Source organism: Vibrio sp. 10N.247.310.98, assembly GCF_041467395.1.
Taxonomy (GTDB): Bacteria; Pseudomonadota; Gammaproteobacteria; order Enterobacterales; family Vibrionaceae; genus Vibrio; species Vibrio crassostreae_C.
This window is the reverse complement of record NZ_JBFSUL010000021.1, coordinates 1-24,434: the sequence shown is the minus strand read 5'-3', so window position 1 is coordinate 24,434 and position 24,434 is coordinate 1. Positions and strand designations below refer to the sequence as shown.

Below are 24,434 nucleotides of genomic sequence, written 5' to 3'. Positions count from 1 at the left end.
CCGTGACGTTCGACAATGATTCCAAGACATAATAGTGAGTCCTGGATACCAATTACTTATTAAAAGATACATTAGGCACAAGCAATGGCACGTTTTTTCCAACCAAAAAAGAAAACTCAACTCGAGACCAAGCATCAATCGGTTTTGGTTGAACGAATGGATCACAATGGCGCTGGCATCGCTTATCAAAAGAATAAACCGGTTTTCATTGATGGCGCATTGCCCGGTGAGCAGGTGGTTATTCAACTTACTGAGAGCAAAAGTAAGTTTTCGCGAGCTAAACTCATCAAGTTATTGAAGCCGAGCGAGCAGCGTTTAAAGCCGTTTTGTAAGCACTTTAATCAGTGTGGTGGCTGTCACCTTCAACACCTAGGTTACTCTTCTCAGGTTGAGCATAAATCGCAATCTCTGACGCACCTGATGAGCCAATACCAAACGGCGAACACTGAAGTTGCACAACCTATTGTCGGTGATGAAACCGGTTATCGACGTCGCGCACGTATCAGCCTATTTGTTGATAAGAAGACACAACAGCTTCAATTCGGTTTCCGTAAGAAGCAGAGTAAGCAGATTGAAAACATCACCGACTGTGCCGTGCTTGATCCTCGCCTTAATGTGTTGCTGCCAAAACTGAAAAATTTACTGAACACTTTCAACAGCCTTACGTCTTTAGGACACGTTGAATTGGTGTTGGGCGATACTGGCCCTGTTATGGTTCTACGTCACCTTAAGCCTTTAGTTGAAAAAGATGAGCAAGCGCTGATTGCGTTAGCAAAAGAAGAAGGCGCTACGCTGTACTCGATGCCTGAAACCGATAAGTTGGCCCGTCTGGTTGGTGATGCGCCTAGCTACAGCGAAACTGGCGTGACGTTACCGTTTGAGCCAAACCACTTTATCCAAGTAAACCAGAAAGTGAATCAGCAGATGGTGGCTCAAGCGATTGAGTGGCTAGAACCTCAAGCGGATGAGCGAGTGCTAGACCTGTTTTGTGGTCTCGGTAACTTTAGTCTGCCTATCGCGCAACAATCGGCGTTTGTGGTTGGTGTAGAAGGCGTTGATGAAATGGTTCAGCAAGCCGCATCTAATGCAGCGTTAAACCAGTTAAGCAATACGGAATTTTACCAAGCTAACCTTGAAGAAGACTTATCTTCACAGCCTTGGGCAAAAGAGAAATTCGATAAAGTATTGCTTGACCCGGCACGTGCGGGAGCGAGTGGGATCGTTGATCAAATTTCAGCGTTAGGAGCGAAGCGTGTGGTTTATGTTTCGTGTAATCCTGCTACTCTAGCTAGAGATTCTGAGAGCTTAGAAAAACAAGGCTATCAATTAGCCAAACTGGGTATGTTGGACATGTTCCCACACACCAGTCATCTAGAATCGATGGCTCTCTTTATCAAGGCTTAGAGGCCCTTAAACAAGGCTTCAAATGAATCACAAAGGCGCAGGGAAGCCTGCGCTGATATCAATATGGTCGAACTAACTTGGAACCAGTTAGTCATATTGAATTGGGTATAAAACATAATAACTAGGAAGGCATGATGGTTGCGGTACGAAGCGCACATTTAAACCCAAGCGAACAGTTTGAGCTAGAAAGTTGGATTGCGTCATTGAATCAAGACGCAAAAACCTCGAATAAACTGATTAAAGTTTATCGTCACTGTGAAGAACTTTTAAAAGATCACGAGCAAGCATCGCTCTTGCTTTGGCGTGGCCGTGAGATGATCGAAATCTTGGTCACCTTGTCCATGGACCGTGCCACTTTAATTGCTGCACAACTTTTCCCCGTCGTCTCAAGCGGCGTTTTTGAGCGCGAAGCGTTTGAAGAAAGCTACGGTAAAGAAACCGTAAAGTTGATCGATGGCGTTGAAGAAATGGCGGCCTTAGGCCAGTTAAACGTGACCCTTGAAGGCAGTGCTGCCTCGGGTCAAGTTGATAACGTTCGACGCATGCTACTGGCTATGGTCGATGATTTCCGCTGCGTAGTCATCAAACTCGCTGAACGAATCTGTAACCTTATCGAGGTAAAAAAAGCGCCTGATGCTGTGCGTCGCGCGGCCGCAAAAGAGTGTTCTAACATCTATGCCCCACTGGCAAACCGTTTAGGTATCGGCCAACTTAAGTGGGAAATCGAAGATTACGCATTCCGCTACCAACAACCAGATACCTACAAGCAGATTGCAAAACAGCTGTCTGAGCGTCGTATCGTTCGTGAACAATACATCACAGATTTCGTTGATGATTTAACCGCAGAAATGCAGCGTTCAAACATCAATGCTGAAGTGAGTGGCCGACCAAAACACATCTACAGTATCTGGCGCAAAATGCAGAAGAAAGGCTTAGCCTTCGATGAGCTTTTTGACGTACGAGCAGTACGTATTATCGCTGACCAGCTGCAAGACTGTTACGCCGGCCTTGGGGTGGTACACACTAAATACAAGCACCTCCCGAGCGAATTTGATGACTATGTGGCGAACCCTAAGCCAAATGGTTACCAGTCGATTCATACCGTAGTACTTGGCCCTGAAGGCAAGACCATTGAGATTCAGATCCGTACTAAGCAAATGCACGAAGACTCTGAGCTTGGTGTGGCGGCGCACTGGAAGTACAAAGAAGGAGCTTCAAGCGGCCGTAGTGGCTACGATGAGAAAATCACTTGGTTGCGTAAACTTATCGACTGGCAAGAAGAGATGTCGGACTCTGGCGAGATGCTGGATGAGGTACGTAGCCAAGTCTTCGATGACCGTGTATACGCATTTACTCCACGTGGTGACGTGGTCGACTTACCAATGGGCGCAACCCCGTTGGATTTCGCCTACCACATCCACTCGATGGTCGGACACCGCTGTATCGGTGCCAAAGTAGCGGGGCGTATCGTACCGTTCACTCATAAACTATCGATGGGCGATCAAGTTGAGATCATCACGCAGAAAGAGCCGAACCCATCTCGTGACTGGTTAAATCCAACCACAGGTTTTGTTCATTCTGGTCGAGCTCGAGCGAAAATCAACGCTTGGTTCCGCGCACAAAGCCGTGAGAAAAACCTAGAAGCGGGTCGTGATATCCTGGAAGTTGAGCTAGCGAAAGTAGGCGCAACCCTAAAAGATGCTGATCAATACGCACTAAAACGCTTTAACGTGAATACGCCAGACGAACTCTATGCAGGTATTGGTAGTGGCGACTTGCGTATTAACCAAGTGGTTAATCACATCAATGCGCTAGTGAATAAGCCAACGGCGGAAGAAGAAGACAAGAAAGCGCTAGAGAAACTGCTTGAGTCGGAAAACAAGCCGGCACAACAGAGTCGTCCGAAGAAAGATGCGGTAGTGGTTGAGGGCGTTGATAACCTAATGACGCACCTAGCGCGTTGCTGTCAGCCAATCCCAGGTGATGTGATTAAAGGTTACATCACTCAAGGTCGTGGTATCTCAGTGCACCGCGCTGACTGTGAACAGCTAGGCGAGCTAAGCGTGCATGCGCCAGAACGTATCATTGATACCGTTTGGGGTAATGGCTTTGTCGGTTCATACATCCTAACGCTGCGTGTTGAAGCGCTAGAACGTAATGGCTTGTTGAAAGACATCACCTCACTGTTCTCGAATGAAAAGATCAGCGTGACCACAATGAAGAGCCGCATCGACTACAAGCGTCAGCTATCGGTAATGGATTTCGATTTGGAAGTGACCAATATTGAAATTCTGAGTCGCGTTACCAGCCGAGTAGAACAAATCAAAGATGTAATGAGCGTTAAGAGACTTGGATGATCCTTTTGTGTCATTTATGTCATTCCCTACAGTGAGGGACGAACGTGATAGGGAATCTCGCCAAGCGGTTTGAGATCCCCAACTCGCTCATACTTCACTCTTGGAGATGACGAAAAATAGAAAGGTGAGTGGTTTTGGCTGCTCACCTTTTTTAGTTTTAAGAAAAGAATTAGATTAAAACAATCAAACAGAATAATAGGAAAGCACCATGAGCCACCCGATTGAACAACTAGAACAAATTATGACTAAGCTGCGCGATCCAGAAGGTGGCTGTCCTTGGGATTTAAAACAAAATTTTGAAACAATTGTCCCGCATACTATCGAAGAGACGTACGAAGTGGTGGATGCGATTCACAACAAAGATTGGCCGAACCTACAAGAAGAGTTGGGTGACTTGTTGTTTCAGGTGATCTTCTATAGCCAGTTAGCGAAAGAACAGGGGTTGTTTGAGTTCTCTGATGTGGTTGATGGCATTAACGAAAAGCTAACACGCCGTCACCCGCATGTGTTCTCTGATACTGAGTTTGCCAGTGATGAAGAAATCAATGCCAATTGGGAAGCGGAAAAAGCCAAAGAAAAAGCACAAGCAGGCAAAACTCAAGAAAGTATTCTAGACTCAATACCAAACTCTCTACCTGCACTTTCGCGTGCTACAAAAATTCAAAAGCAGGTCGCGAAATATGGCTTTGATTGGGACTCTATTGGCCCAGTGGCTAATAAGGTTTTAGAGGAAGTCGATGAGGTGCTCGAAGAGGCACTTCAAGTGACGCCAAATGAAGATTTGGTTGAAGAAGAGTTGGGAGACTTGCTGTTTGCGACGGTCAATTTGGTACGACATTTAGGTAAAAACCCAGAATCGGCACTCAATAAAGCCAATCTCAAGTTTTCGCGTCGCTTTAAAGGGGTGGAACAAAAAGTTCGTCAGCAAGGTAAAAATTTGACCGATTTTTCACTACAACAGCTTGATTCCATGTGGGGTGAAGTCAAAGTGGCGGAGAAAAGATAACCAAAGCTTTTATCATGAATTGATTTGAAGCAAAAAATAAAAAATAGCAGTGTGATAGATTTCACGTTGTGGCGATAAGGGGCTTCTGGTATATTTTCATCCCGTCCAGAAGTAGTCCATTTCCCTCATTCAACCAATTTCAGGTTAAACATGACGACAAATTACATTTTTGTTACTGGCGGGGTTGTATCCTCTCTAGGTAAAGGTATTGCTGCAGCATCTCTTGCGGCTATTTTAGAAGCTCGTGGTCTTAAAGTGACTATGATGAAGCTTGACCCTTACATCAACGTTGATCCAGGCACTATGAGCCCGACTCAGCACGGTGAAGTGTTCGTTACGGAAGATGGCGCTGAAACAGACCTTGACCTTGGTCACTATGAGCGATTCATTCGCACCAAGATGACTAAGCGTAACAACTTCACTGCAGGTCGTGTTTACTCAGACGTACTAGCAAAAGAGCGTCGCGGTGATTACCTAGGTGCAACTATTCAGGTTATCCCACACATCACTAACTCTATCAAAGAGCGTGTAATTTCTGGCGCAGCTGGCCACGATATCGCGATCGTTGAAGTTGGTGGTACGGTTGGTGATATCGAATCTCTACCATTCATGGAAGCGATTCGTCAGCTAGCAGTAGAACTAGGCCGTGAACGCGCAATGTTCATGCACCTTACTCTAGTGCCATACCTAGCAGCTGCGGGCGAAGTGAAAACTAAGCCAACGCAACACTCTGTAAAAGAGCTACTGTCTATTGGTATTCAGCCAGACATCCTAGTTTGTCGTTCAGACCGCAACATTCCTTCGAACGAGCGTAAGAAAATTGCTCTGTTCTGTAATGTGCAAGAAAATGCAGTTATTTCTATGCGCGATGTTGACTCTATCTACAAGATCCCTCAGCTTATTAAAGCTCAAGGTACTGATGAACTTGTATGTAAGCGTTTCGGCATCACAGCTCCAGAAGCAGACCTGTCTGAATGGGAACAAGTAATTTACGAAGAAGCTAACCCAACGGGTGAAGTGACGATTGGTATGGTTGGTAAGTACATTGAACTACCAGACGCATACAAATCAGTAAATGAAGCGCTAAAACACGCGGGCTTGAAAAATCGCCTAAGCGTTCATATTAAATACGTAGATTCACAAGACGTTGAGTCTCGTGGCGTAGAAGTTTTAGAAGGCCTAGATGCAATCCTAGTTCCTGGTGGCTTTGGTGACCGTGGTGTTGAAGGTAAGATTCTTGCTGCTCAATACGCTCGTGAAAACAAAGTACCGTACTTAGGTATCTGTCTAGGTATGCAAGTAGCACTTATCGAGTACGCTCGTAACGTTGCGAAAATGGAAGGGGCACACTCTTCTGAATTCTGTACTAAAACTAAGTACCCAGTTGTTGGTCTTATCACTGAGTGGACTGATGGCGAAGGTAAAGTTGAAGAGCGTACAGAAACATCTGACCTTGGCGGCACAATGCGTCTTGGTTCACAGCTTTGTCACCTAGCGAAAGGGACGAAAGCTTACGAATTATACGGTAGCGCGACGATCCATGAACGTCACCGTCACCGTTACGAAGTGAACAACAATCTTCGTCCACAAATCGAAAAAGCGGGCCTAAAAGTATCGGGTCTATCTGCGGACAAGAAACTGGTTGAAGTTATTGAGAACCCGAACCACCCATGGTTCGTTGCTGCTCAATTCCACCCAGAGTTCACTTCAACACCTCGCGATGGTCACCCATTGTTTGCAGGTTTCGTTAAAGCGGCTGGTGAGTTCCAGCGCGGCGAGTTAGAGAAGTAAAAAGGAATACAGGTAGCTGCGTAAGTTGTGCTGCTACCTTTAAATTTGACATTTATATATTCAACGAGAAGGAAACATTCAATGTCTAAGATCGTTAAAGTTCTAGGTCGTGAAATCATCGATTCACGTGGTAACCCAACTGTAGAAGCTGAAGTACACCTAGAAGGCGGTTTCGTAGGTATGGCTGCTGCTCCATCTGGCGCATCTACTGGTTCTCGCGAAGCTCTTGAGCTACGTGACGGCGACAAATCACGTTTCCTAGGTAAAGGTGTTCTTAAAGCTATTGAAGCTGTAAACGGCCCAATCGCTGAAGCTCTAGTTGGTACTGACGCTAAAGCACAAGCTGACGTTGACCAAATCATGCTTGACCTAGACGGTACTGATAACAAGTCTAAGTTCGGCGCGAACGCTATCCTAGCTGTATCTCTAGCTAACGCAAAAGCTGCTGCTGCTGCGAAAGGCATGCCTCTGTACGAGCACATCGCTGAGCTAAACGGTACTGCTGGTCAGTTCTCTATGCCTCTACCAATGATGAACATCATCAACGGTGGTGAGCACGCAGATAACAACGTTGACATCCAAGAGTTCATGATCCAACCAGTTGGCGCTAAAACTCTTAAAGAAGGTCTACGTATCGGCGCTGAAGTATTCCACAACCTAGCTAAAGTTCTTAAGTCTAAAGGCTACAGCACTGCAGTTGGTGATGAAGGTGGTTTCGCTCCTAACCTTAAGTCTAACGCTGAAGCTCTAGAAGTTATCGCAGAAGCTGTTGCAGCTGCTGGTTACGAACTAGGTAAAGACGTTACTCTTGCTATGGACTGTGCAGCATCTGAGTTCTTCGACAAAGAAGCTGGCATCTACAACATGAAGGGCGAAGGTAAAACTTTCACTTCTGAAGAGTTCAACCACTACCTAGCTGAGCTAGCGAACAACTTCCCAATCGTTTCTATCGAAGACGGTCTTGACGAGTCAGATTGGGATGGCTTCAAGCACCAAACTGAACTTCTAGGCGACAAGCTTCAAATCGTTGGTGACGATCTGTTCGTTACAAACACTAAGATTCTTGCTGAAGGTATCGAGAAAGGCGTAGCTAACTCTATCCTTATCAAGTTCAACCAAATCGGTTCTCTAACAGAGACTCTAGCTGCTATCAAGATGGCTAAAGACGCTGGCTACACTGCAGTAATCTCTCACCGTTCTGGCGAAACTGAAGATGCAACTATCGCTGATCTAGCGGTAGGTACAGCTGCAGGTCAAATCAAAACTGGTTCTATGAGCCGTTCTGACCGTGTTGCTAAGTACAACCAACTTATCCGTATCGAAGAAGCTCTAGGTTCTAAAGCTCCTTACAACGGTCTTAAAGAAGTTAAAGGTCAATAATTCGTCCTATTTGGCACTGTAGCTGCGTTAACTGCAGAAGATTCACTAAGTCACATAGGAAACTATGCTCCATAGCTGAATCTTCTTTGTTGCCTTGCTACAGCACCAACTAGTTAGAATTATGCACTAATACTTTTGAATGCCTCGCTTATGCGGGGCATTTTTTTGTCTGTAGAAAACTGAATGAAAGAAGCTCTAGGCTCTAAAGCTCCTCCTTGTCACATATAAAGTTCGTCATTCCCTAGACTGACGAAGGAAGGAGTAGGGAATCTCATTGTTTTCCTGACAATGACTCCCCGACTTATTGATTCCCTGACACCACATATCTCGCACCAATAAGCTCATTATGGTATATATGTGCCTTATTCTAGTTCCTTCTTTTTCAACCGGCGAAAGGTGTTATGCGAATTTTTGCTTTAGTACTGCTCATAGTGTTTGGCTGGCTACAACACACACTGTGGCTCGGTAAAAATGGTATCTCTGATTACTACGGTGTGAACAACGAAATCCAAGTTCAACAGCAAGTAAATGAAAAGCTGCATATTCGAAATGCAGAAATGTTTGCTGAAATTGACGATCTACGCCAAGGCTTAGACGCGATAGAAGAACGCGCACGTCATGAACTTGGAATGGTCAAAGAAGGTGAAACGTTTTATCGCATCATTGGTGAGGAATCCCATTAATGTCGACTCAACTTCAAAGCGTGATTGCCGTTGTACCTGCGGCGGGCGTCGGTAGCCGAATGAAGGCAGACCGCCCTAAGCAATATCTCAAGATTCACGACAAAACAATTTTAGAGCACACCATTGAGAAATTACTGTCTCACCCACAAGTCGCTCAAATTGTCGTTGCGATCAGCGATGATGACCCATACTACCCTGATCTAGCACTCAACCTGAACCCGCAAGTGATCAGAGTGTCAGGCGGAAGCGAGCGAGCGGACTCTGTACTCTCTGCGCTAAACTATATCGCTGAGCAGCAGCTTAGTGATTGGGTAATGGTTCACGATGCGGCAAGGCCGTGTGTTCAGCTAAGTGATATCGACAAGCTAATTTCCGGCGCGATGAGCCATGATGTGGGCGCTATTTTAGCGGCTCCAGTTCGTGACACGATGAAGCGCGGTGCCCAAGGGCAGATCGAGCATACCGTTGAGCGTGCCGATTTATGGCATGCACTTACGCCGCAAATGTTCAGAGCAAAGCCTCTGTGGAAGGCATTAAGTGAGGCGTTGCAACAAGGCGCTTCAATTACTGATGAAGCCTCAGCCTTTGAATGGAAAGGTTTATCGCCCGCTTTAGTGGCAGGGCGTTCAGATAATTTTAAGATTACTCAGCCTGAAGATTTAGCGCTTGCTGAGTTCTATTTAAGTCAGAATAAGGAATAATGATGATTCGTATTGGCCATGGCTTTGATGTACATAAGTTTGGTGGTGAAGGCCCGGTAATTATTGGTGGTGTAAGCATCCCTTACGAGCAAGGTCTTATTGCACACTCAGACGGTGATGTTGCCCTTCATGCGTTGTGTGACGCTCTATTGGGTGCGATTGCTGCGGGTGATATTGGTCGTCATTTCCCTGATACCGATGACGAATGGAAAGGTGCGGATAGCCGTGAGCTACTGAAAGATGTTTACCGTCGAGTAAAAGAACAAGGTTACGTGATTGGTAATGCCGATATTACTATCATGGCGCAAGCTCCAAAGATGGCGCCTCATATAGACTCTATGTGCCAAGCTATTGCTCAAGACCTAGAAACCAGCATTAGCAATGTGAATGTAAAAGCGACGACCACTGAGCGTTTAGGTTTTACAGGTCGCAAAGAGGGCATCGCATGTGAAGCGGTGGTCCTAATTACTAAAAGTGCGTAAGCACCAACACGAAAAGAACAGCATGTCAGATATTTTATCTTCATTGGCTTATCTAAACGGTAAACCAACTGCGAAAGCAAAACTAAAAGCAAAAGCCGAACACTTTGTCGTTAATGAAGACTTGGGTTTTGAGTTTGCTGGTGAAGGCGAGCACCTAATGGTTCGTATTCGTAAAACTGGTGAAAACACGAGCTTCGTAGCAAACGAGCTGGCTAAAGCTTGCGGTGTTAAGTCGAAAGACGTGAGCTGGGCGGGTTTGAAAGACCGCCACGCTGTGACAGAGCAGTGGTTGAGCGTTCACCTACCGAAAGGTGAGCCTGACTTTTCAGGGTTCTTAGCACAATACCCAAGCATTGAAATCTTAGCGACAGCGCGACACAACAAAAAGTTACGTCCAGGCGATTTAGTTGGCAACCAATTTGAGTTGACCTTGTCTGAAGTAACGGATTGCGATGATGTGGTCAAGCGTTTGGAAAAAGTCGCTCAAGTGGGCGTGCCAAACTACTTTGGTGCTCAGCGTTTTGGCAATGAAGGTAACAACCTATCTGAAGCTCGTCGTTGGGGCCGCGATAACGTTCGTACTCGTAACCAGAATAAGCGCAGCTTGTACCTTTCTGCTGCTCGTTCGTGGATTTACAACCTGATCCTTTCAGACCGTATTGAGCAAGATGCGTTTGCATCAGCATTGGTTGGCGATATCGTGGTGAAAGACGGTGCTCAACTGGCAGTAACAGCAGACAACATTGAAGCTGTAAACCAAGACATTGCGAACGGTTCTGCTTTGATAACTGTTGCTTTGGCTGGCGATAATGCCTTACCAACGATTGATGAGTCTCAAGCTCTAGAACAGAAACACCTTGATGCTGAACCGGATCTAATGGCTCTGATTCGTGGTAACCGTATGCGTCATGATCGCCGTGAAGCGTCACTGAAACCAACAGACTTAACTTGGGAAGTGAACGAAGATAATGTCACGCTTAAGTTCTCTCTTGATGCGGGTTGTTTCGCAACAGCGATCGTTCGCGAATTGGTTGAAGAAGTACACGTAGAGAGAACCTACGAGCAATAACGATTCTGCTTGGAGCTGAGTCACTTGATATTGGAATTTAAGTGACTTGGCTTAGCATGGGAACAAAAGAAAGGATACAAGATGAAGATTTTACTCAGCAATGATGATGGTGTGCACGCTCAAGGTATTCATGAGCTGGCAAATGAGCTACGTGATCTTGCTGACGTTATCATTGTTGCCCCTGACCGTAATCGCTCGGGTGCGTCAAATTCATTAACTTTAGAACAGCCTCTGCGTGTTCAAGAGATTACTGAAAATACCTATTCGGTACAAGGAACACCGACCGACTGTGTGCATTTTGCGTTAAACGAACTGCTAAAGAATGACATGCCTGATCTGGTATTAACGGGCATTAATCACGGTGCTAACCTGGGTGATGACGTGCTTTATTCCGGCACGGTGGCTGCAGCAATGGAAGGGCATTTTCTAGGCGTTCAATCGGTAGCGTTTTCTCTGGTGGGAAAAAAACATTTTAAGACAGCGGCAGCGATTGCTCGTCGTATTGTCGAACAACATTTAGCAAACCCAATCCCGACCAACCGCTTGTTGAACGTAAACGTTCCTGATTTAGCCTTAGAACAATTGTCTGGTACTCAGGTGACGCGCTTAGGTGCTCGTCATCACGCTGAAGATATGATCAAGCAAAAAGACCCGCGTGGTCACGATATCTATTGGCTTGGCCCTCCGGGTAAAGAGCAAGATGCCGGTGAAGGTACCGATTTTTACGCGATTGAGCATGGCTTTGTGTCGGTAACACCGTTGCAGGTTGATCTGACGGCGCATGAGTCGTTGGGTGCGATGGCAACATGGTTAGGGGAGAAGTAAGTGAGTAATCCGCAAGCTGAGCGTTTAATTACTTTCCTGATTGAAAATGGTATTCAGGATCAAAAGGTTCTTGATGCGATTTACCAACTGCCGAGAGAGAGCTTTTTATCACAGGCGATGTATCACCAAGCCTATGATAATAATGCGCTGCCTATCGGTCAGGGGCAAACCATCTCGCAACCATATATTGTTGCTAAAATGACAGAGTTACTTGAGTTACAACAAGATAGCCGCGTTTTGGAGATTGGAACGGGTTCTGGTTACCAAACCGCAGTATTGGCTCAGCTTGTTGATCATGTGTATTCGGTTGAAAGAATAAAGTCGCTACAATGGGATGCCAAGCGTAGGTTGAAGCAACTCGATTTCTACAATATCTCAACTAAGCACGGTGATGGTTGGCAAGGTTGGTCTTCAAAAGCCCCTTTTGATGCGATTATTGTCACCGCCGCTGCAGAGTCGATTCCTCAAGCGCTTCTGCAACAGCTGAAAGATGGCGGTCGTTTACTGATTCCTGTCGGTGATGACGAACAGCAACTATTGAAGATCGTTCGACACGGCGATGAGTTTTTATCGAGTGTTATCGAGATGGTGAGATTTGTACCTCTTGTTCCTGGTGAGCTAGCTTAATAAAAGACTAATGGTGTAGGTGGATAGAGAGTCGATGCGTTCGAAGTTGTTAAAAGGAAGTACTTTACTGCTTAGCTGTGCCCTTGTTGGGTGTGCAGCGAATTCGCCTGCGCCGGTTTCAAACCTAAACAAGAATTACTCATCGATTGATCGTGGTAGTTATCGTGGCAGTTACTATGAAGTTAAAAAAGGCGATACCCTTTACTTCATTGCTTATGTCACCAATAAAGACGTTAAAGACCTCATCGGTTATAACAAGTTGTCTGCTCCTTACACTATCCACCCAGGGCAGAAGCTTAAGTTATGGCGTCCTAGCTACAACGCGCCAGCGTATGGTAAGTCAACGGTAGCGGCAGCAGCAGTTGCTGCGCCTGTCGCCGCATCCACAACGTCATCTACGGCAAGTAAACCGAAAACCACACCACAAAAGAGCAAAAACTCTAAACTGGCTCCAGCTCAAACTACCACCAAAGTGGTGAAAAAAGATCCACCAAAGAAGGTTGAACAATCCAAATCAAAGGAGTATGTTGGTTCTAAAGGTAAACAGAATGTTACACCGTCCACCAAACCAACAAGTGATAAAGTATCCAAATGGTTATGGCCAACTAAAGGGAGAGTAATCGAGAATTTCTCTGTAGGCGAACAAGGAAATAAAGGCATAGACATAGCAGGACAGCGAGGTCAGCCAATAGTATCTACTGCAGGGGGAACGGTTGTTTATTCGGGTAATGCACTACGAGGCTACGGCAATCTAGTGATTGTGAAGCACAATGATAATTACTTAAGTGCATACGCGCATAACGACCGACTATTAGTATCTGAAGGGCAAAGTGTGAAACCAGGGCAGAAGATTGCAACAATGGGAAGCTCTGGAGCCAGCAGTGTTAGGTTGCACTTTGAGATTCGTTACCAAGGTAAATCCGTTAATCCAAAACGATATTTACCTTAAATACAATATGCAAAAATTACGTATTGTATGGAGTGACATAGTCATTTAGCGACATATGAAGTTGTAATGTCATGCTAATTTCGCCAGGGGGAGGCGTTATGAGTATAAGCAATGCAGTAACCAAAGAAGAGTTCGATCTTGACCAAGCAACCACGGAACCGGAAGCTCTTGGAAAAGCAAAACGAACAGTCACTAAGAAAACCGAAGCAAAAGAAGAAGTTGAAGTTACGTCTAAAAGTTTAGATGCCACTCAACTCTACTTAGGCGAAATTGGTTTCTCACCACTACTAACCGCTGAAGAAGAAGTGCTATATGCACGTCGAGCTCTACGCGGTGATGAAGCAGCACGTAAACGCATGATCGAAAGTAACCTGCGTTTAGTGGTAAAAATTTCACGTCGTTATAGCAACCGCGGCCTTGCACTTCTCGATCTAATCGAAGAAGGCAACCTAGGTTTGATTCGCGCCGTAGAGAAGTTTGATCCAGAGCGTGGCTTCCGCTTCTCAACTTACGCGACATGGTGGATTCGTCAAACCATTGAACGTGCGTTAATGAATCAGACTCGCACTATCCGTTTGCCAATCCATGTTGTGAAAGAGCTGAACATCTACCTACGTACTGCAAGAGAGCTATCACAAAAGCTTGACCATGAACCAACGGCAGAAGAAATTGCTTCTAAGCTAGATAAGCCGGTTGGTGATGTGAGCAAGATGCTTCGTCTAAACGAAAGAGTGAGCTCTGTTGATACGCCAATTGGTGGTGACGGTGAGAAAGCTCTGTTGGATATTATTCCAGACATCAATAATTCAGATCCTGAGGTTTCAACTCAAGATAGCGATATCAAGAACTCGTTGATTTTCTGGCTTGATGAGCTGAATCCTAAGCAGAAAGAGGTGCTTGCGCGTCGCTTTGGACTACTGGGTTATGAACCGTCAACATTAGAAGAAGTGGGCCGCGAAATCAGCCTGACTCGTGAACGTGTTCGTCAAATCCAAGTTGAAGGTCTTCGCCGTCTACGTGAGATTCTTATCAAGCAAGGTCTGAATATGGAAAACCTGTTCAACGTAGAAAACGACTAATTGAACGGATGATGCTTCTCTAAATAGAAGACAAATAAAAACGCTGACTTTAAGTCAGCGTTTTTTTGTTTGTGGCTTTGGTATTTCATGCCGTCTAATCAAAATAGCAGTACGGCCATAACAAGCTACTTGGTAAGAAACTAAAGCAGCTTCTTCAAGCGGTAAAGTTCTTCTAATGCTTGGCGAGGAGTTAGATCATCAGGATCAACATTCGCTAGCGCTTGCTCTACTTCACTCGGTTCTGGGATCAGGCTCAGTTGGTTTGCGATATCGACACCGCTTGGCTTCGATGTTGGCGACTCCATACTTAACGCTTCTAACTGAGTCAGCTTCGCACGAGCATTCTTGATCACTGCTTTCGGTACGCCAGCTAAACCTGCAACCGCTAGACCATAAGATTTACTTGCAGCACCTTCTTGAACTGCGTGCATAAAGGCAATGCTATCACCATGCTCAACCGCATCTAAGTGTACGTTTGCTAAAGTTGGAAGTTGGTTAGGTAGTTCAGTTAGCTCAAAGTAGTGCGTTGCAAACAGTGTCATCGCATTGATTTGATTGGCTAGCCACTCTGCACTTGCCCAAGCCAGAGACAGGCCATCGTAAGTACTGGTACCACGACCGATTTCATCCATTAGCACAAGGCTGTTTGGTGTTGCATTGTGCAGGATATTTGCGGTTTCTGTCATCTCAACCATGAAGGTTGAACGGCCAGAAGCCAAATCATCGGATGCGCCAATACGCGTAAAGATACGGTCGATAGAGCCGATGGTTGCGCTTTCTGCAGGAACATAACAACCGATATGAGCCATCAATGCGATGAGTGCCGTTTGGCGCATGTAGGTCGATTTACCACCCATGTTGGGACCCGTGATGATCAGCATCTTACGTTGATCATTCAGGTCGATAGGGTTAGCAATGAAAGGTTCGCCCATCACTTGTTCAACAACAGGGTGACGACCGGCCTGAATTTGTACGCCAGCAGACTCTGTCATGGTTGGACGACAGTAATCAAGGGTATCTGCACGCTCAGCCAAGTTCTGTAGAACATCAAGCTGAGATACTGAAGAGGCGATATTTTGTAGGCGCTCTAGATACGGCAGTAGTAAGTCAAACAACTCTTCCCACAGCTGTTTCTCGATAGCGAGTGCTTTCGACTTAGAGTTAAGTACTTTGTCTTCGTGCTCTTTTAGCTCAGGAATGATGTAACGCTCAGCATTTTTCAGCGTTTGACGACGAACATAGTGTGGCGGCACAAGATGGCTTTGCCCACGGCTTACTTGAATGAAGAAACCATGTACGTTGTTGTAGCCAACTTTTAGCGTGTCGATGCCATGACGTTCACGCTCTTCTTGCTCAAGCTTATCAAGAAATTCAGTTGCGCCTGCTGCAAGGTCGCGCCATTCGTCTAACTCGGCATTGTAGCCTTCTGCAATCACACCACCGTCACGGATAACCACCGGTGGGTTCTCTTTGATTGCACGTTCAAGCAGCTCAGAAACCTCATCCACAGGAGAAGCATATTGAGCAAGTTGAGTTAGGTATGGGTGCTTCAGTTGCGTCAGTGTTTCAGCAAGCTCTGGCAAATATTCCATTGCTTGGCGAAGACGCGCCATATCGCGAGGGCGAGCAGAGCGAAGTGCTAATCGAGCGAGAATACGTTCGATATCACCAATCTGTTTTAAGGTTGGCTGTAGTTCTGTGAATAGAGCCAAATCTTTCATTTCACCAATTGCATCTAAGCGCTGATCGAGTGCAGATATATTGCGCATTGGTTGATGTAACCAACGCTTAAGCATACGGCTACCCATTGCTGTCGCAGTGTGATCAAGTACTTCGGCAAGGGTGTTATCAGTACCACCCCCAAGATTTTGCGTGATCTCCAAATTACGACGAGTTGCAGCATCAAGGATCACCGAGTGATCTTGTTTATCCATCGTGAGTGAACGGATATGAGGGAGGGCAGTACGTTGGGTATCTTTCACGTATTGGATCAAACAACCAGCCGCACATAGACCCAGTTTCGCGCTTTCTACGCCAAAGCCAACCAGATCGCGAGTACCAAACTGCTTATTCAATTGCTGCTTAGCGGTGTCTAATTCAAATTCCCATACAGGGCGGCGGCGGTTGCCATTACGGCTTGCCATTAAATCGACGGGTTCGAAATCTTCAGGGAACAGCAGCTCACGCGGAGAGGTTCTTTGTAGCTCAGCGGCCATCGCTTCTTCTGTTTCTGGCTCGCAAAGTTGGAATCGGCCAGAGGTAATATCAAGTGTCGCATAACCGAATTTACCGTTGTGGTGATAAATGGCTGCAATTAGGTTATCAACGCGTTCAGAAAGCAAGGCTTCGTCGGTTACGGTACCCGGTGTCACGATACGCACTACTGCGCGCTCAACAGGGCCTTTTGAAAGAGCTGGATTACCAATCTGTTCACAAATTGCTACGGACTCACCAAGTTGCACTAACTTTGCAAGGTATCCTTCAACCGCATGGTATGGAACACCTGCCATCGGAATCGGTTCACCATTTGATGAGCCACGCTTAGTCAGTGAAATATCGAGGAGTTGAGAGGCTTTTTTAGCGTCATCGTAGAAAAGCTCGTAGAAATCGCCCATGCGGTAGAACAGCAGAATTTCTGGGTTTTCTGCTTTCAGTTTTAGATACTGCTGCATCATGGGAGTATGTTTTTGATCGGCTTTCACAGTTAACTTCTTTCGTTTATTTCTATTGCGGCTTAGGATACGTGAAAGCGTTTCGTGCGAAAAGCGGCTGATGCGAAAAGATGCGAATCCAAATGATATGACAGTAAATAAAGGGAAGCAGATGATGCAGATGACTCAAGACCTTAGTGAGCAGCTTGGACATTTACTCGCTAAACACAAACACGTGTTAGTGACGGCTGAATCTTGCACTGGCGGAGGTGTCGCGAGTGCAGTCACCGATATTGCGGGCAGCTCTGGATGGTTTGATCGCGCTTTTGTTACGTACAGCAATGAAGCCAAACAAGAGATGATCGGTGTACAGCTTAAAACCTTAATGGAGTTCGGCGCCGTGAGTGAGCCTGTCGTAATAGAAATGGCGAGCGGGGCATTGCAACATTCAAACGGGACGATCTCTGTATCAATCAGTGGCATCGCTGGCCCAGGTGGCGCGACCGAAGATAAGCCTGTTGGTACAGTATGCTTCGCGTGGAAAGCGCTAAATGGCTGGGATAAAGTAGAAACGCATGTATTTACAGGCGACAGATCACAAGTACGCCAACAAGCCACGCACCATGCCCTGCAAGTTATTTATGATTACCTATCAATGGAAGGTAAGTAACATTTGTACAAATTATTTTCATACAGGTATAGACACTGTATGAATCAACAGTATAATGAAAGCCAATTAGTCACCCCTATGTGGGTTAGAAATAGATTCTAGATCGCTTGTTGAGACAACCGATTATGTGGAGATAGAAATGGACGAGAATAAACAAAAAGCGTTAGCCGCAGCCCTTGGTCAGATTGAAAAGCAATTTGGTAAAGGTTCTATCATGCGTCTTGGTGATAACCGCACAATGGACGTAGAAACTATTTCTACAGGTTCTCTATCTCTAGATATCGCACTAGGTGCTGGTGGCCTACCGATGGGACGTATCGTAGAAGTTTACGGTCCAGAATCATCAGGTAAAACAACGCTAACGCTTGAGCTTATTGCTGCAGCACAGAAAGTGGGAAAGACGTGTGCATTCGTTGATGCGGAGCACGCACTAGACCCTATCTACGCTCAAAAGCTTGGTGTTGATATCGATGCACTTCTTGTTTCTCAACCAGATACTGGTGAGCAAGCGCTGGAAATCTGTGATGCACTGGCTCGTTCAGGTGCAATCGACGTTCTTGTTATTGACTCAGTAGCAGCCCTAACACCAAAAGCAGAAATCGAAGGCGAAATGGGCGACAGCCACATGGGTCTTCAGGCTCGTATGCTTTCTCAAGCAATGCGTAAGCTGACGGGTAACCTTAAGCAGTCTAACTGTATGGCTATCTTCATTAACCAAATTCGTATGAAAATTGGTGTGATGTTCGGTAATCCCGAAACAACAACAGGTGGTAACGCACTTAAGTTCTACGCATCTGTTCGTCTTGATATTCGCCGTACTGGTGCGATTAAAGATGGTGATGAAGTTGTTGGTAACGAAACTCGTATCAAGGTCGTTAAGAACAAGATTGCTGCACCATTCAAACAAGCTGAAACTCAAATCCTTTACGGTAAAGGCTTCAACCGCGAAGGTGAGCTTATCGACTTAGGTGTTAAGAATAAGCTAGTAGAAAAAGCAGGCGCTTGGTACAGCTACAAAGGCGATAAGATCGGCCAAGGTAAAGCTAACGCTGGTAAATACCTACGTGAAAACCCAGAAGTTGCTCTAGAGATCGATACTAAACTTCGTGAGTTACTACTGACTCCTGCTGTTCTTGAAGAGAAAGACGTAGAGAAAGAAGAAGAAAACGAAGAGCTATAAGCTCACGTTTTATAGAGTGGATGTTTGAAAGAAGCATCCGCTTTGAAAGAATTTAAAGCCTCGCATATTTTATGCGGGGCTTTTTTATTGGATCTGCTCCGTCGAGCATGTCTTTGGTCAAATCTCTCTCGTTGACTGAGTTTCTTCGGTACTAGGTCGTCAATTTAGTTCTGCTTTTCCACGGCAAGATATAGTGGAATATTCTTCATTTTATCGAATTCCCACTAAAATCCTGCCCAAGGGTGTCTTTTCTACAAGAAAACTAGTCGAAGCCTTAACCATGATCTACAATACGGCAAAATTCTAACTCGACTATTTTCAGGAAGAGCTGCATGTACATGAGCACTGATGAGGTTCGCAACGCGTTCCTTAAGTTCTTTGAGAGCAAAGAACACCAAATCGTAGACAGTTCATCGTTAGTTCCACATAACGATCCAACCCTGCTATTCACTAACGCAGGTATGAACCAATTCAAAGATTGCTTCTTAGGCGCCGAAAAGCGTGCCTACACTCGAGCAACTACGGCTCAGCGTTGTGTACGTGCGGGTGGTAAACACAATGACCTTGAAAACGTAGGTTTCACGGCTCGTCACCACACGTTCTTCGAAATGCTAGGCAACTTCAGCTTTGGCGACTACTTCAAAGAAGAAGCGATTGGATTTGCTTGGGAATTCCTGACTGAAACTCTTCAACTGCCAAAAGATCGTCTACTGGTAACGGTATACGAGACAGATGATGAAGCATTCGATATCTGGAACAAGAAAGTAGGTGTTCCTGCTGACCGTATCGTTCGCATTGGCGACAAAGAAGGCGGTAAACAGTTCGAGTCTGATAACTTCTGGACGATGGGTGACACAGGTCCTTGTGGTCCATGTACTGAAATCTTCTACGATCACGGTGAGCACATCTGGGGCGGCCGTCCTGGTACACCTGAAGAAGATGGTGACCGTTTCATCGAGATCTGGAACAACGTATTCATGCAGTTCAACCGTCACGCTGACGGCACAATGGAACCGCTACCTAAGCCTGCTGTAGATACAGGTATGGGTATTGAGCGTATTTCTGCAATCATGCAGGGCGTTCACTCTAACTACGAAATTGATGTATTCCAAAAGCTAATCAAAGCGACTGCGGAAGTTGTTGGTCATGACGATCTATCTAACCAATCGCTACGCGTTATTGCTGACCACATCCGTTCTTGTTCATTCCTAATTGCTGACGGTGTTATGCCTTCAAACGAAGGTCGTGGCTACGTTCTACGTCGTATCATCCGTCGTGCAGTTCGTCACGGTAACAAGCTTGGCGCACAAGGCGTGTTCTTCCACAAACTTGTGGGCGTACTGGCTGAAGTGATGGGCTCTGCGGCAGATGAACTTAAGAAACAGCAAGAGCTGGTTGAAAAAGTACTTCGCATTGAGGAAGAGAACTTTGGTCGTACGCTAGAGCGCGGCATGGTTATTCTTAATGACGCACTAGATGCACTTGAAGGCAAAGAGCTTGACGGCGAAACAGTTTTCAAACTTTACGATACATACGGCTTCCCAGCTGACCTTACTAACGATGTAGCTCGCGAACGCGATTTTACTATCGATGAAGAAGGCTTTGAGAAGGCGATGGAAGCACAGCGTAAGCGTGCACGTGAAGCAGGCCAATTCGGCACGGATTACAACGCGACAATCAAAGTAGACACCAACACTGAGTTCTGTGGTTACACAGCAACTGAAGGTGCTGGTGAAATCTCTGCGCTATTCGTTGACGGCGAAGAGGTTGCTTCACTATCGGCTGGCGACAAAGCAATCATCATCCTTGAAGAGACACCATTCTACGCTGAGTCAGGCGGTCAATGTGGTGATGCTGGTACACTAAAAACAGCGTCGGGTCTTTTCAAAGTACAAGACACTCAGAAGCTAGGTAACGCATTTGCGCACCACGGTGAGCTAGTTGAAGGTGTATTTGCTAAGGGCGATAAAGTAGAAGCAACGGTTGACGCTGAGCGTCGAGCTGCTATCTCACTAAACCACTCTGCCACTCACTTACTTCACTCTGCATTGCGTGAAGTGCTAGGTGAGCACGTTGCTCAGAAAGGTTCTTTAGTTAAGCCAGACAACCTACGTTTTGACTTCTCTAACCTTGAAGCGGTAACACCAGCACAGATTAAAGAAGTAGAGCGTCTAGTTAACGCACAAGTTCGTAAGAACCATGTGATTGAAACGAACATCATGGACATCGAGTCAGCGAAAGAAAAAGGTGCAATGGCACTGTTTGGCGAGAAGTACGATGATGAAGTTCGCGTTCTATCTATGGGCGATTTCTCTACTGAACTTTGTGGTGGTATCCACGCTTCAAACACAGGTGATATCGGCCTATTCAAGATCACTTCTGAAGGTGGTATTGCTGCGGGTATTCGTCGTATTGAAGCGGTAACAGGTGAAGCTGCACTAGATGCAGTAGAAGCTCAAGCTAACGCTTACGAAGAGAAACTGGCTGAGTCAGCTAAGAAAGCGAAATCGCTAGAGAAAGAAATCCAACTGCTTAAAGAAAAGATGGCTGCTGCAGAAAGCGCAAACATCATGGGCAAAGTAGAAGACATCTCTGGTACTAAAGTTTTGGTTGCTGCAATTGAAGGCGCAGACAACAAGAACCTACGTACTATGGTTGATAACGCTAAAAACCAAGTAGGTAGCGGCATCATCCTGATCGCGAACGTAGCAGACGGTAAAGTTGGCTTGATTGCTGGTGTAACCAAAGACCTAATCGGCAAAGTAAAAGCGGGTGATCTCGTCAAGATGGTTGCTGAGCAAGTTGGCGGTAAAGGCGGCGGTCGTCCAGATATGGCTCAAGCGGGCGGTACAGACGTTGCAGCACTGCCAGAAGCGCTTAAATCTGTGCGTACTTGGCTAGAAGAGCGTCTTTAAGCTTAAGTAATTGATACAAAGATGCCCAATCAGTTGATTGGGCATCTTTTATTTTGCCTATTGGAAGTGTGTTTAAACAAGGTTTGATTGAGATTAACCAAGAAGTCTAATGGTGGCGTTAGACTCCTTGGTTAATTTTTTATTGCTTCGCCCTGACGCGGAGTATGTGTTTTTTTGTCATATATAGACATTGGTCTTGGGAAGGTGAGGACGGGTGAAAATGCCTCTTATCGTGCAGAAATTTGGTGGAACGTCGGTGGGTTCAATTGAACGAATCCATCATGTAGCAGAAAAAATCATTGAAGCGAAAAATGAAGGGAACCAGATCGTGGTTGTCGTTTCTGCTATGTCTGGTGAAACAAATCGGTTAGTTAATTTAGCCACGCAAGTTGATAGCGTACCAAACGCTAGAGAACTGGATGTGTTGTTAACGGCTGGCGAGCAAGTTTCCATGGCCTTGTTAGCAATGACGTTACACAAGTTAGGTTATGAAGCGACATCGATGACTGGCTATCAAGCCAAGATACACACGGATTCTAATCATAATAATGCAGCGATTGAGCGTATTGATACTGCTCCGATTCAAGCTCTGCTAGATGACAACCAGATTGTTATTGTTGCAGGCTTTCAAGGATTCAATGCGAAAGGTGATATCACGACATTAGGCCGCGGTGGTTCAGATACTACAGCGGTCGCGCTTGCAGGTGCCTTGCAGGCGAAAGAATGCCAGATCTATACTGATGTAGATGGTGTTTACTCTTGTGACCCTAGAGTCGTAAAACAATCTCAGAAATTAGATACTTTAGACTTTCCTTCTATGGAAGAGATGGCTCGCCGAGGCGCTAAGGTATTGCACCTTCCTTGTGTTCAGTATGCATGGCAGCACAACGTGCCATTGCGAGTGCTTTCAAGCTTTGAACAAGGCGAGGGCACATTGATCGCGGGTAATCAGTGTTTGAATGATATTGCTGGCATCGCCATCCAAAGAGATATGGTGCGTATCGAGTGTTTGAATGAAGATTTACCGTCTTTCATTTCACATTGCCAACTGTTGGGGATCGAAGTCTGTAGTGTGATCGAGGAAACAGAACGGGCAGCACTCATTATTAAACAAGACATAAGTGCCAAATTAAAACTAGTTTTTGCTGAGAAAATCCGTAATAGTGAACAGGTTAGTTTGTTAACTGTGGTAGGAAGCCGAACACAAGAAATTGTGGTCAGTTCACATGGATTGTTGTCTGAAGGCGAAATTGATGTACAGCATCACTTATTGCAGCAGCAGTCTTTAACTTTGGTGATATCACCAACGCAAGTCGATATGGCTGCTAACATATTACACAATGCATACATCGTAGCGCGTGAAACACAGGGTTATCCTAAAAAAGAAGTGCATTTTGGTTAAATAAACTCAATCGATAGTTTACGAAAATATAACTTTTGTTGGATAATGCTCTCGTAGCTAGATAAATTTAGAGATTACTCAAGGAGCAAAGAATGCTAATTTTGACTCGCCGCGTTGGCGAAACACTGATGATTGGTGATGAAGTAACAGTTACTGTACTAGGCGTTAAAGGTAACCAAGTACGTATCGGTGTTAACGCACCTAAAGAAGTATCTGTTCACCGTGAAGAGATCTACATGCGCATTCAAGCTGAAAAAGGTAATGGTAACGTTGCATCTGGCAACTACTAATACTTTTGCGTAGAGAAGAGGCTAGCATTGTTGCTAGCCTTTTTTGATCTTGGGGAACCGAAACACTGATTGGGACATAGATGGGTTGGATAACGGATCGGTCTCAAAGTGGTGAAGTGAATGCTTTGTGATGCTGCGAGATACAGACAAGGTTGAACAGAACTGTTGCTCTGTATTTTGTTTGGCAAAACTCAAGATTTATTCGCTTCCCCTATGGCGAAAATACGCATCCCGTAGTATTGTGCCATCAGCGGTAGCACTTGCTGCTGGAGAAATTAGATAATTGTTTTCGGCTGTTTATTATTGCCAATCTTTCACCTTAATTTTTAAGGGAAAAAGCGCGATTTGAATCTTATAAGTTCAATTTGCAAGCGCTTTGATTAAATAGCAAACGGTTGAGTGTTTTTGTCCAATTTTTTTCAATAAAGTGTTTGACATATTTTCGGTAAAACGTAATATGTGCCTCCGCAAGACGGTGAGGTGGCCGAGAGGCCGAAGGCGCTCCCCTGCTAAGGGAGTATGTGGTTTGTAGCTGCATCGAGGGTTCGAATCCCTCCCTCACCGCCATTTCTTGCGAGTCTAAAATTAGCAATTTAGACAATGTAAATGTGCGTCCTTAGCTCAGCTGGATAGAGTACCTGGCTACGAACCAGGCGGTCGGAGGTTCGAATCCTCCAGGACGCGCCATTCTCTTTTCTCTTACTTGTAAGTGATTTGAGAATAATGAATTAGGTGAGGTGGCCGAGTGGCCGAAGGCGCTCCCCTGCTAAGGGAGTATGTGGTTTGTAGCTGCATCGAGGGTTCGAATCCCTCCCTCACCGCCATTCATTACAGGCCGATGGCCTTTTTTTTTCTTCGTAGCAAGAAGAATGTGATATATTTCACAACTTCATTCTTAATGAATGAACACCGTGCGTCCTTAGCTCAGCTGGATAGAGTACCTGGCTACGAACCAGGCGGTCGGAGGTTCGAA

At 45.5% G+C, this 24,434-nt stretch carries 19 protein-coding genes and 3 tRNA genes; 21 read left to right on the top strand and 1 reads right to left on the bottom strand.

What is annotated here, in order from left to right:
* The first annotated feature begins 84 nt into the window (after positions 1-84).
* The 13 genes from rlmD (at position 85) to rpoS (ending at position 14,353) form a co-directional block, all read left to right on the top strand.
* On the top strand, positions 85-1,404 hold the full coding sequence (gene rlmD / locus AB6E78_RS10565; protein WP_136978438.1) for a 23S rRNA (uracil(1939)-C(5))-methyltransferase RlmD: 1,320 nt from the start codon (positions 85-87) through the stop codon (positions 1,402-1,404).
* Positions 1,405-1,538: 134 nt separating this feature from the next.
* Entirely contained in the window at positions 1,539-3,761 is a 2,223-nt protein-coding gene (gene relA / locus AB6E78_RS10560) for a GTP diphosphokinase (protein WP_017059036.1), read from the top strand.
* Between the two features lie 208 nt (positions 3,762-3,969).
* Positions 3,970-4,767: a nucleoside triphosphate pyrophosphohydrolase gene (gene mazG / locus AB6E78_RS10555; protein WP_102428520.1), complete on the top strand. Its 798-nt coding sequence runs from the start codon at positions 3,970-3,972 to the stop codon at positions 4,765-4,767.
* A 150-nt stretch (positions 4,768-4,917) separates the two neighbouring features.
* A complete protein-coding gene (locus AB6E78_RS10550; RefSeq protein ID WP_372133416.1) occupies positions 4,918-6,558 on the top strand; it encodes a CTP synthase in 1,641 nt (546 codons plus the stop codon).
* An 81-nt stretch (positions 6,559-6,639) separates the two neighbouring features.
* Positions 6,640-7,938 (top strand): phosphopyruvate hydratase, encoded by a 1,299-nt coding sequence (eno, locus tag AB6E78_RS10545; protein WP_017059033.1) that lies wholly within the window; start codon positions 6,640-6,642, stop codon positions 7,936-7,938.
* A gap of 401 nt (positions 7,939-8,339) precedes the next feature.
* On the top strand, positions 8,340-8,621 hold the full coding sequence (gene ftsB / locus AB6E78_RS10540; RefSeq protein ID WP_010435786.1) for a cell division protein FtsB: 282 nt from the start codon (positions 8,340-8,342) through the stop codon (positions 8,619-8,621).
* On the top strand, positions 8,621-9,322 hold the full coding sequence (ispD, locus tag AB6E78_RS10535) for a 2-C-methyl-D-erythritol 4-phosphate cytidylyltransferase (protein ID WP_017059032.1): 702 nt from the start codon (positions 8,621-8,623) through the stop codon (positions 9,320-9,322). Before ftsB ends, ispD begins: the two co-directional genes overlap by 1 nt.
* Positions 9,323-9,324: 2 nt before the next feature.
* Positions 9,325-9,804: a 2-C-methyl-D-erythritol 2,4-cyclodiphosphate synthase gene (gene ispF / locus AB6E78_RS10530; protein WP_004739053.1), complete on the top strand. Its 480-nt coding sequence runs from the start codon at positions 9,325-9,327 to the stop codon at positions 9,802-9,804.
* A 22-nt stretch (positions 9,805-9,826) separates the two neighbouring features.
* Positions 9,827-10,873, top strand: a complete 1,047-nt coding sequence (gene truD / locus AB6E78_RS10525) for a tRNA pseudouridine(13) synthase TruD (protein WP_017059031.1) — start codon at positions 9,827-9,829, stop codon at positions 10,871-10,873.
* 81 nt (positions 10,874-10,954) lie between these two features.
* Positions 10,955-11,698: a 5'/3'-nucleotidase SurE gene (surE, locus tag AB6E78_RS10520; RefSeq protein WP_017059030.1), complete on the top strand. Its 744-nt coding sequence runs from the start codon at positions 10,955-10,957 to the stop codon at positions 11,696-11,698.
* A complete protein-coding gene (locus AB6E78_RS10515) occupies positions 11,699-12,325 on the top strand; it encodes a protein-L-isoaspartate(D-aspartate) O-methyltransferase (protein WP_017059029.1) in 627 nt (208 codons plus the stop codon). It begins immediately after the preceding gene.
* Between the two features lie 34 nt (positions 12,326-12,359).
* Positions 12,360-13,274 carry a murein hydrolase activator NlpD gene (nlpD, locus tag AB6E78_RS10510; protein WP_372103687.1) on the top strand — a complete coding sequence of 305 codons (915 nt, stop codon included), beginning with the start codon at positions 12,360-12,362 and terminating at the stop codon, positions 13,272-13,274.
* A 98-nt stretch (positions 13,275-13,372) separates the two neighbouring features.
* Positions 13,373-14,353, top strand: coding sequence for an RNA polymerase sigma factor RpoS (gene rpoS, locus AB6E78_RS10505; RefSeq protein WP_017059027.1), 981 nt, complete (start codon positions 13,373-13,375; stop codon positions 14,351-14,353).
* Between the two features lie 140 nt (positions 14,354-14,493).
* On the opposite strand, the gene mutS is transcribed toward rpoS, so the two are convergent.
* Entirely contained in the window at positions 14,494-17,055 is a 2,562-nt protein-coding gene (gene mutS, locus AB6E78_RS10500; protein ID WP_372133419.1) for a DNA mismatch repair protein MutS, read from the bottom strand.
* A 124-nt stretch (positions 17,056-17,179) separates the two neighbouring features.
* Here mutS and pncC point away from each other — a divergent pair, with 124 nt between their 5' ends.
* The 8 genes from pncC to AB6E78_RS10460 all read left to right on the top strand — a co-directional run bounded on the left by pncC (position 17,180) and on the right by AB6E78_RS10460 (position 24,285).
* Entirely contained in the window at positions 17,180-17,674 is a 495-nt protein-coding gene (gene pncC, locus AB6E78_RS10495; RefSeq protein ID WP_029235458.1) for a nicotinamide-nucleotide amidase, read from the top strand.
* Between the two features lie 139 nt (positions 17,675-17,813).
* The gene (recA, locus tag AB6E78_RS10490; protein WP_017056586.1) at positions 17,814-18,854 is read left to right on the top strand and encodes a recombinase RecA; all 1,041 of its coding nucleotides are present in this window, start codon (positions 17,814-17,816) and stop codon (positions 18,852-18,854) included.
* A gap of 332 nt (positions 18,855-19,186) precedes the next feature.
* Positions 19,187-21,769, top strand: coding sequence for an alanine--tRNA ligase (alaS, locus tag AB6E78_RS10485; protein ID WP_017063223.1), 2,583 nt, complete (start codon positions 19,187-19,189; stop codon positions 21,767-21,769).
* A gap of 220 nt (positions 21,770-21,989) precedes the next feature.
* Positions 21,990-23,171, top strand: a complete 1,182-nt coding sequence (locus AB6E78_RS10480) for an aspartate kinase (RefSeq protein ID WP_081090215.1) — start codon at positions 21,990-21,992, stop codon at positions 23,169-23,171.
* Between the two features lie 92 nt (positions 23,172-23,263).
* Positions 23,264-23,461 (top strand): carbon storage regulator CsrA, encoded by a 198-nt coding sequence (gene csrA, locus AB6E78_RS10475; protein ID WP_004415691.1) that lies wholly within the window; start codon positions 23,264-23,266, stop codon positions 23,459-23,461.
* 474 nt (positions 23,462-23,935) lie between these two features.
* Positions 23,936-24,028, top strand: a tRNA-Ser gene (locus AB6E78_RS10470).
* A 43-nt stretch (positions 24,029-24,071) separates the two neighbouring features.
* Positions 24,072-24,148, top strand: a tRNA-Arg gene (locus AB6E78_RS10465).
* Between the two features lie 44 nt (positions 24,149-24,192).
* A tRNA-Ser gene (locus tag AB6E78_RS10460) sits at positions 24,193-24,285 on the top strand.
* Positions 24,286-24,434 lie beyond the last annotated feature (149 nt).